The sequence below is a fragment of the Nonomuraea sp. NPDC049624 genome (genome assembly GCF_040675255.1).
Taxonomy (GTDB): Bacteria; Actinomycetota; Actinomycetes; order Streptosporangiales; family Streptosporangiaceae; genus Nonomuraea.
Genome location: NZ_JBFAOR010000027.1, coordinates 42025 through 50406 on the forward strand (window position 1 = coordinate 42025; position 8382 = coordinate 50406).

Sequence of the window (8382 nt, forward strand, 5' to 3'; positions counted from 1 at the left end):
AGGTTGTGCACGGACCGCAGCCCGCACAGTCGACCTGCGCCGACCCCGTCAGCCCGACAACGACTGCAGTGACCCGGCGATCCAGTGCCCGGCCCGGCGCTTGATCTTGCGCAGCGCCTCCATCCGGCTCGCCGCCCGGTCGAGCCGGTAGTACAGCCGCGGCGGCATGTACGACAGCAGCGGCGAGTGCCGCTGGCCGAGCAGCGCGAACATCTGCGCGGGCTCCAGGCGCAGGTAGCGCGGCAGGTCCTCGTAGAACCGCGCGCTGTAGCGGGCGGCGCTCTGGACCGGCAACAGCGCGGCCTTGCGCTCCCGCGCGTAGGCCGCGAGCGCGGGCGCCAGGGCGGGGTGACGCTCGATCGCGCCGGCCAGCGCGATGGCGTCCTCGATCGCGAGCGTGGTCCCGGCGCCGATGGAGTAGTGCGTGGTGTGCGCGGCGTCGCCGAGCAGGACGAGGTTGCCGCGGTGCCAGGTGCGGTTCGTCACGGTCCGGAAGCGCAGCCACTGCGCGACGCCCTGCCCGCGCCCGATGAGCCGGTGCCCGTCGAGCAGGTCGACGAACAGCTTCTCCAGCAGTTGCAGGTTGCCCGCCTCGTCGGCGCGGTCGAGCCCGAGCCCGCGCCACGTGGCGGGCGCGCACTCGATCACGCAGGTGCTGCGCTCGTCGTCGAAGGGGTAGCCGTAGCACCAGATCCAGCCGTGCTCGGTCTCCACGAAGGCGAAGGTGAAGGCGTCGAAGACCTTGGTGGTCCCGAGCCAGATGTAGGTGTTGCCCCCAGTGACGATCTCGGTGCCGAAGTCGTGGCAGCCGCGCAGCGGGCTGTTCACCCCGTCGGCGGCCACCACCAGGTCGGCGTCCGGGACCTCGCCGAGGATCTCGCGCTCGAACTCCACCCGCACGCCGAGTGCGATCGCCCGGTCGGCCAGGATGCCGAGCAGCCGGTGGCGGCCGATGCCGAAGCCCTCGTCGCCGCGGTGCGTGGTGGTGCGGCCGCCGATCAGGGCCATCCCGTCATGCCACCGCACGGACGCCTCTCCGATGGCGCGGGCCGACTCGCGATCGTTCTCGTACAGCCGGTCGAGCAGGCTGCCCCAGTACGTCACGCCCCAGCCGTACGTCGAACCCGCCGGATCGCGCTCGAAAACGGATATGTCACACGAAGGATCGCGCAGCTTCATCAGGATCGCGAAATACAGGCCGGCGGGCCCGCCACCGACACAAATCACCTTCCGCACTTCACTTGACACAGAGTAGTTATATGCGCGCAGCACGCTACCTTGCGCGCTACACCACGCCGGACCCGGCCGACTGTTCGCACGTATCCACGACCATCAATCGGGATGGTGGCGCTCCACGCCTGCCGAAAATCACATCCATGCAGCTCAAGCGCATGTGAGTACTCACAGATGACGCCACCGAGCCCGTCTCGTCGGCGTACCCGCGCCCGGCAGGCACGGGCCACGGAGTCCGACGAGTGATCCGGCGATTCACTGTCAGCCGCAGTTGGAGTGGTAAGGGAGCGCGGGCAGGTAGCGCTGCCACTGCGGGCGGGTCGGGGTGTCGGTGTTGGTGCAGATCCGGCGGACGCTCACGTCCACTGCCAGCGGCCACAATCGCACCGTGTTGTCCCGTCCGCCGGTGGCGAGAATCTGGCTGTTGGGGACGTATGCCAGTGAGGTGAGTTCGGCAGTGCTGATGGCGAGGGGCCGGCCGATCGCCACAGGGTGGGCCGGGTCCCTGACGTTCCATAGGCGCACCCCGTCTCCGCTGGTGGCGAGAGTGTGCCCGTCGGGGCTGAAGGCCAGGGCGGTGACATCGCCGGTGTAGCCGCTCAGCGGCGGCCCGAGGAGCGTGGGGTGGTTGCGGTCGGAGATGTCCCACAGCTTGACGTCACCGTCTCCCGGGCCGTCCTTGACCGGGGCTGAGCTGACCGTGGCCAGGGTGGCCCCGTCCGGGCTGAGTGCCATCGACCCTGCGCCGCCGGCGATGGGGGGCCCCGAGCGGATCGGGTGGTCCGGATCGTTCACATCCCACAACTGCACCGTGTTGGACGTGTAGCGCCCGGCGATGACCAGAGTGCGGCCGTCGGGGCTGAAGCGGATCTGCATCGGACCGTAGGCGCCGTCACCGTCAGTGTTGATCGATTTGCCGCGTTGCCGGGGGTGGACGGGATCCGACACGTCCCAGAGTCGCACGCTGTGTTCGCCGCCGACGACGGAGGTGCTGATGGCAATGGCCATGGTCTGCCCGTCGGGACTGAACTCCACCCACGAGACGCCGGTCCCAGCTCCCAAGGGGAAGTGGATCTGTGAGAGCACAGCGGGCTTGGTCGGTTCCTCAAGGCTCCAGAGGATCACGCGTCTCTCGCCGTTGGGGAGGGTGGCGAGGATGCGGCTGTCGCGGCTGAACGCCAAGGAAATGACGGCGTCGCTGAAGCCGTTGATCATGCTGAGGGGGGTGGGGTGCGCCGGGTCCGAGGTGTTCCACAGTCGCACGGTGTTGTCGGCGGAGGCAGTGGCGAGGATGCGGGCGTCCGGAGAGGGCACGGTCGAGATGACGACTTTCGTGTGGCCGGTCAGCAGGGCGGTGGGCAGGTGCCACAGACGCACCACGCGGTCACCGTCAATGGTGGCGACTGTGCGGCCATCGGGGGCGAATGACATGTTGCCCATGCCCCGGCTGGGCATGGGCGGAGCGATGGACGACGGATGAGCGGGGTCGGCGATGTTCCACAGCCGGAACGTCCGCTCTTCGCCGGGGGTGGCGAGCGTGCGGCCGTCCGCGCTCAACGCCATCGCATGGATATCACCGAGGAAACTCGTCACAGGACCGCCCAAGGCGACCACCCGCGCCGGGTCGGTCACGTTCAGCAATTGGACGGTGCCGCCGTCGCCGACGGCGAGGGTGTGGCCGTCCGGTGTGAAGAGCGCGACGCCGAGAGCGTCCCAGATCTTGCCCAGCAGGACAGGGTGCGCGGGGTCCGTGACGTTCCACAGCCGTGCACCGTCCTCCACGGAGGAGGTGACGAGGGACCGGCTGTCAGGGCTGAACGTGACGACGTTGACTGCGGACGCGTGCTTGAGGGGGTGGCCCAGCGGGACCGGGCGGGCGGGGTCGCGCACGTCCCAGAGTTGTTCCTCCGTGTAGCTGCGGGTGCCGGTGGCCAGCGTGTGCCCGTCAGGGCTGAACGCCAGCGGGCTGCCACCGACGGTGTCCGGGAGGGCATCGCCGAGCGCGCGGGGACGGGTGGGATCCGTGATGTCCCACAGTCGTACTCCGGCGTTGCCGAGCGGGCCGGCGGATGTGGCGAGTACGTCTCCAGCCGGGCTGAACACCATCCAGGCAGTCCCAGGAACCTTGAGGGGCTTGCCGAGCGGGATGGGATGTGCCGGGTTCGTCATGTCCCAGAGCCGCACGACGCCTGTGTCCTTTGCGTGGTCCCGGCCGGCGGCGGCGAGCGTATGGCCATCAGGGCTGAAGGCCACCTTGTGGACGCTAAGGGAGAAACCTTCAAGGACAGTGGACAGGGGCTTGTTCGCGTCTTCGATCAGGCGCGTGTAACCATCGCCGGCGGGGTTCAGTCGATAGGCCTCGATGTCGACCCTGGCCGCGAGCGAAGGATCGGTGGCGCGTAGCTGGTCCGCTCGCGCCGTAACCTGGCTGAACAGCGCGTTCTGTTGCTGGGTCCAGGCGAGATCGCGCTGGTGGAGGCCGAATGCTCCCGCCGTCACGGCGGCGAGGACGAGCGCTGTGACGGCGATGCGACCAGCGCGCAACTGCCGGGCGTACCGGTCGGCCTCGCGCAGTGTGGCGGCGAACCTCACGTCACCGGGACGGGGAGCAGTCGCCGAGACTTCGAGCCGGTTAGGCTCGGGCACCACCAGCCGAAAGCCCTTGCGGCGCGCGGCGAGCAGCTTCGCGTCCAAATCCGCGACCCTGAGCAAGCGACCGTCCGCGTCGAGGGCGCCCGTCACCACAGTGCGCGGGCGCAGTCCGAAGAAGACGTCCCGGAGCCAGCCCGCACCGGACCGGCTCCGCAGCAGGGCACGAAGCCCGAGCGCGAAGGCAACGCCGAGAGAGGGCCCCTCGATCCGTTCCGGGAGCAGGGACTCGTCGGACAGGATGATCCGCCACACCACGCAGTGTCCTTCTGCCTGCGTACCGGCCAGGTGCCAGGCCGTGGCCAGCGCGGAGGCGAACTGGGGGTTCGGGCTGCACACCCCGTCCATCGTTCGCGGGTCGGGATACAGCCCTGCCGGTCCCGGCGTGAACTCGCGCAGTTCCAGGATGCCGGTGACGCCCTCCACGTCCGAGATCTCCCCGTTCCGCCCGCGTGAGCGGCCGAAGACCACCGGGACCCGTACGACAGGGCGCCCGCGCGGTGCGACGCCCGCCATCATGAGCGCGGCGATCACCAGCAGTCTCTCGGCGACCGGCGACGGCCCGCCCAGAGCCGCGGCACGGCGCAGTTGCCGGCTTCGTTGGAGGAGCGTGTCGATCCCGCCGGCGAGACGGGGCGAGAGCTCGGCGAGTCCCTTGCCGGAGGGCTCTGCGGGCCCAGGAGCGGCTTCGGAGCACAGCAGCCCGCTGTCCTCCCACGCTTCGAGCAGTCGCACGAGTTCGTCGTCGTACTCCTCGGCACCGTCCTTCGGCGCGACGAGCGCCCTGGCCAGGAGGAGGGCGTGATCGGCTCGTACCACGGCCGCGCGCTCCTGGTCCGGCGCGGTCGCCCTGAGCCAGGCGTGCAGCTCCTCGCAGCCGCGACCGGCGAGCCACGCCGGATCGTCGCGAACCGCCTCGCTGCAGCAGCTCCACCACAGCGCCGACTCGCCCAGCATCTCCCGAACTGCAGCCTGCGGGCCGGAGGCCCGCTCCAGCACGTTCTCGACCACTGCCCGAGCCGCAGGGCCGCCGCGGATCGTGGGCCAGCGCCGGCCCGTCCGGCGCGTCGCCACGGCCTTTGAGGGGGCTGCCTCCCGAGTACTCGCGGGATGCCCAGGCCCCGTTGGCCCGGTCATCGCAGTTCCTGGTCAATGGCGCGACGAAGACCGGCGTCCGAGATCAGCTCCCGCACCTCGCGCCAGGCATCACGGGTCGCGTCATTGAGCGAGGCGTCGACCGACAGCGTGACCGTCGCGACGTCCCACGTACTGTCCGGCGTCACCGGTACCAGGGAAGCCGTCCACTCCTCCCCGACGTACCCCGGGAGCCGGACGTACGAGGCAGCTTGGCCAAAACGCCTCCGCACCACAGGCACGAGCAGCACTCGCCCAGAACCGGCCCCGTCGGCGTACCTGACCGCCGTCATGAGGGGCGCGGTGCCCTCGATGCCGTGCACCACAAGTTCCAAGCTGTACCCAGGGACGGAGTCCCTGTTCCCCCGCACGATGAACCGTGCGGCACCGTCCGGGGACGATGCCTCCAGCAGCACGGTGTCGCCTCCTGCGGCGGCCAAGCCACCGGCCCGCGGGAGCTGTGGGAGATGAAACCAACCCGGACCCAGCGGCTGAGAACGTGACCGATCACGCGCAGCCTTGGAAGGCGCATGCGGGTTCCCGGCTGGCTCCTCCCGGAGGCAAGGCTCGCTGGCGGACGGTGCGGAGGGCAGGTCGGCGCCGATGAACGAGGCCCATAGCCGCTGCCGCAGCCTGTACCCCGTGCGGGCGCGAGCCCCCGTCAGCGGGCGGTGGGCGACCGCGCCACCAGTGAACGAGCGCCAGGAGCGCCGGACGACCGAGCTCATGCTCATGACGACGCCTCTCTGGGGACGGGAGGCGCTCCCCCTTGATCCGCTGGCGTCGGAGGTGTCTCCAGCGGAGCTTCGCCGGGTGCGCGGAGAGCCTCGACTGGTGTGGCCGCACGGCCGATCTGGGCCAGTAGTGCCGGGGCGGCGGCTCCCACGGTCACCGCTGCGTAGATACCGGTGACCTCGGTGTGGAGCAGCCACCCGGCCGCGCCTCCCATCGCCACGCGCATGAGTGCGGCGAGTGAGTCCGCAAGCGGATCGATGAACCTGCCGAGCGGTGGGAGCGGTGTCTCTGCAGCCAGCGCCGCATGTCGCGCATCTTGCCAGTTTCGTAGACGTCCGTAGGTGACGACTGCTTCGGCGATCAGTCCACCGGCTGCCCCGGATGCCACAGCCTCGATCCACGTCAGCATCAATCTGCCCTCAGTCGACCTCATGTCGCGGTACCTGACGGGAAGTCAGCGTATGCCTTCGTGTCGGCGTAGGGCTGGCATTCAAGGCCACTACCGAAACCGAACTGCCTCATCCCCGTCGACCTCATCCGGTGATCGGGACAGCCGGACGGGCAGCTGGCTGGCAACAGTCAGGAGAACGTCCGGCAACAGCGGTGTGGACAGAACAACAGCTCGCGACGTTCCTGACCGACCTGACACAGGACGGCCTGTACGCCGCCCAAGGCTGGCCGCGCTGTGCGGCCTGCGGCGGGGCGAGCTGGCCGGTCTACGCTGGACGGACGTCGACCTGCAACGTGCGGAGCTGACGGTGGCGCCGCAGCGAGTGCACGCCGACAGCCAGGTCATGGTCGACCCGCCGAAGAGCGCCGCCAGATGCCGGATAGTGGCCCTGGATCGAGAGACCGTGCAAGTGCTGATGCGGCACCGCGAGCGGCAGGAGGAACTGAGCGCGACGGCGGGTGCAGGCTGGCAGGATCGAAGCCCATTACGTGGAGATCCGGCGCTACATCGGTCGCAGGCTCGACCCCGATGTGGCCGAGGATCTCGCCGCGGAGACGTTCCTCATCGCCTTCAGGCAACGCGAACACTTCGACTCGGCCATGGGCGGGGTCAGGCCGTGGCTGTACGGCATCGCGACCAACCTCATCGGCCGCCACCGGCGCGCCGAGGTGCGCAGGTACCGCGCCATGGCCAGGACAGGGCCGCCACCTGACGACGAGGGACATGACCAGCGGATCGTGGACAGGCTCAGTGCGGGCGTGACGGTTGATCGGCTGGCCGGGGCGCTGGCGCGGCTGTCGAAGGGGGAACGCGACGTGGTGCTCCTCATCGCGTACGGCGGGTTGAGATACGACGAGGTGGCGGCGGCGCTCAGCATCGCCTCGGGGACGGTCGCGTCCCGGTTGAGCAGGGCCAGGACCAAGCTGCGTGAGGTGTTGGGATGAACGAGTTCCAGGTCATCGACTCGGTGATGCCCGATGTGCCACCCCCGTCGGCCGACCAGCTGACGGCGGCGCGGGAGCGGGTGCTCGCAGCTGCACAGGCACCCTCCGTGTCCGTGGTACGGGCGGGCAGGAGGTCGTGGACAGGGATGGCGCTCGTCGCGGCGGCCGTCGCGCTCATCGTCGGCGCGGTGGTGATCCTCGTACCCCGACCTGCATCGGACCCGGTCGCGGTCACGCCCATGCAGAGACTGGAAGCTGCGGCAGCCAGGCTGGCGGCGACACCGGAGGCGAAGGGCCGCTTCTGGCGACGCGACACCGAGCATGTCATGAGGACGGTGAACGGCAATGACTACAAGGTTGAGGAACGGGCCATGGAGGTCCTCGCCTTCGGCCCCAACCGCGAGGTCTACGGCTGGCACGAGCCGATCTCGTCGAAGCCGTACACGGCCGAGGGCCTGGAAGCGTGGCGGCAGGACGGCTCCCCCAGGCTGTGCCCCGCGCGGGGGTGCGACAAGAACATGCCCGCATACGGCTCGGCGGACCTGGACTTGGGGCTGGAGCTCGCCGATGGACTGAAGCCGACGTTGACAGAGCTGCGGAGCCTCCCCAAGGAGCCGGCGGCGCTCAGGGCACGGCTGCTGGAAAGCTACGACCCTCAGGTGGCCGCCGAGCGCGAGCCATGGCTGGAGGGGGCCGTCTCTCGGCTCATCAACTCGCCGGCGACGCCTGGCACCAGGGCTGCCGCCTACCTTCTCCTGGCGAAGGCGCCGGGCATCAAGGTGGTCGACGACATTCCCGGGACGTTCGGGCTCGACGGGCTGGCCCTCCAATTCCCGTGGGGGCAGATCGTGATCGACCGCATGACTGGCCGATTGCTCGGGAGGCAACGGCTCACTCCCGAGGGCGTCGCCTGGGGCGCCGAGATCGTCAGGAAGGCGGGCTGGAGCGATGTGCGGCCCGTGCCGCCTTCCAGATGCGTCCGCTGTACGGCCCGGCTCTAGAACACGCGTACTGGATTGCGGTGCGGTGAGCACGGAGAGCGCGTCCGGGCCGTACTTCCAGAGGCCGCCCCGCAGGTGATCGAGCACGATGGAAGGTGTTCAGGGCCTGACCTGGTCGGCCAAGACAGCCGGAAGATCGTTTCCGTGTGTCACGAATGCAGGAGGAATGTTATGTAGGCAGACATCTCTGATTGCAATGCTGCGTGGGAGATGAAGGTCATGGCCCTTCGGAGTC

General features: G+C 69.4%; 5 protein-coding genes. 2 read left to right on the plus strand and 3 right to left on the minus strand.

The features are described 5' to 3' along the window. Positions 1-48: 48 nt before the first annotated feature. The 3 genes from AB0J76_RS49135 to AB0J76_RS49145 all read right to left on the minus strand — a co-directional run bounded on the left by AB0J76_RS49135 (position 49) and on the right by AB0J76_RS49145 (position 5432). On the minus strand, positions 49-1104 hold the full coding sequence (locus AB0J76_RS49135; RefSeq protein ID WP_352322682.1) for an FAD-dependent monooxygenase: 1056 nt from the start codon (positions 1102-1104) through the stop codon (positions 49-51). Between the two features lie 390 nt (positions 1105-1494). After that, on the minus strand, positions 1495-4893 hold the full coding sequence (locus AB0J76_RS49140) for a WD40 repeat domain-containing protein (RefSeq protein WP_352322683.1): 3399 nt from the start codon (positions 4891-4893) through the stop codon (positions 1495-1497). Between the two features lie 122 nt (positions 4894-5015). Further along, positions 5016-5432, minus strand: a complete 417-nt coding sequence (locus AB0J76_RS49145; RefSeq protein ID WP_352322684.1) for a hypothetical protein — start codon at positions 5430-5432, stop codon at positions 5016-5018. Positions 5433-6690: 1258 nt separating this feature from the next. On the opposite strand from AB0J76_RS49145, the gene AB0J76_RS49150 reads away from it, so the two are divergent. Further along, positions 6691-7146 carry an RNA polymerase sigma factor gene (locus AB0J76_RS49150; RefSeq protein WP_352322685.1) on the plus strand — a complete coding sequence of 152 codons (456 nt, stop codon included), beginning with the start codon at positions 6691-6693 and terminating at the stop codon, positions 7144-7146. After that, positions 7143-8147 (plus strand): hypothetical protein, encoded by a 1005-nt coding sequence (locus AB0J76_RS49155; protein ID WP_352322686.1) that lies wholly within the window; start codon positions 7143-7145, stop codon positions 8145-8147. The genes AB0J76_RS49150 and AB0J76_RS49155 overlap by 4 nt, the downstream gene beginning before the upstream one ends. Positions 8148-8382 lie beyond the last annotated feature (235 nt).

Coding starts and splice junctions, on each gene's coding strand:
- AB0J76_RS49155 (WP_352322686.1), top strand. CDS start 7,143: ATGAACGAGTTCCAGGTCATCGACTCGGTGATGCCCGATGTGCCACCC.